1 protein-coding gene is annotated in these 805 nt (G+C 46.3%); it reads left to right on the top strand.

The genetic code is table 11. The features are described from left to right. Positions 1-71: 71 nt before the first annotated feature. A partial coding sequence (locus R7E78_RS25845) for a tetratricopeptide repeat protein (RefSeq protein ID WP_318058571.1) occupies positions 72-805 on the top strand: 734 nt, incomplete at its 3' end.

Here is an 805-nt window from a genome sequence, read left to right as displayed (position 1 = left end):
TGGCTATCGGACCTGCGTTAATTTCATTGGCTGAGGCATTTTCTAATTAGATAAAAATAGGGATAGTTATGTTGTGGATTAAGAAATACGTCATCATCTCGTTGTTGGTGCTCACTGCATGTGCAACAAATGAACAAGCATCCGATTTTGATTCCAGCTTGTATTCTGGCAAACCCGTTGAGTCGCTCACCAATGATGAGCCGCCCAAAACTGAGGAAGAGGCTATCTCGCGCGGTGATATTGCGCTTACCAACAAAAATGTCGATTGGGCATTGTATGAATACATTCGCTCCCTTTCTTTCCCTAACGCGGTGCACAAAGACAAAACGCTATACACCGTCGGGCGTATTCACTTAGCTCGCGAGAACTACGAACTGGCGGATAAAGCCTTTCGTGCATCGCTTGCAGAAAATCCTGACAACATTGGTTCCTTACAAGAACTTGGCACGCTGTACACCAAGCGTGGAGAAAAAGACGTCGGTAAGAGTTATTACATTCGCGCACTTAATGCCGACCAAATCCGTATGAAAGGCAACCCGAACATCACCAACGACAACATCACGGCAGAGTCTGTAGCCACTTATCGTTGCGACGATAAATCGCCAGTAGCTGCGTATTCTGGTTTAGGGGTATTGTATGACGTCCGTGGCGATCACGGCGTAGCACAAGCACTGATCAGAAAAGGGTTGGATATTGACCCGAGAAACGTTAACGCATTAGTCAGTTTGGGATACTCGTACTACATGGAAAAAGAGTACTCAAAAGCGGCGCACTTTACTCAAGCGGCTTTGAGCATCAAACCGAG

Source organism: Vibrio sp. YT-19(2023), assembly GCF_033337395.1.
Note: the sequence above shows the minus strand (reverse complement) of the source record. Positions and strands in the feature narration are given on the sequence as shown.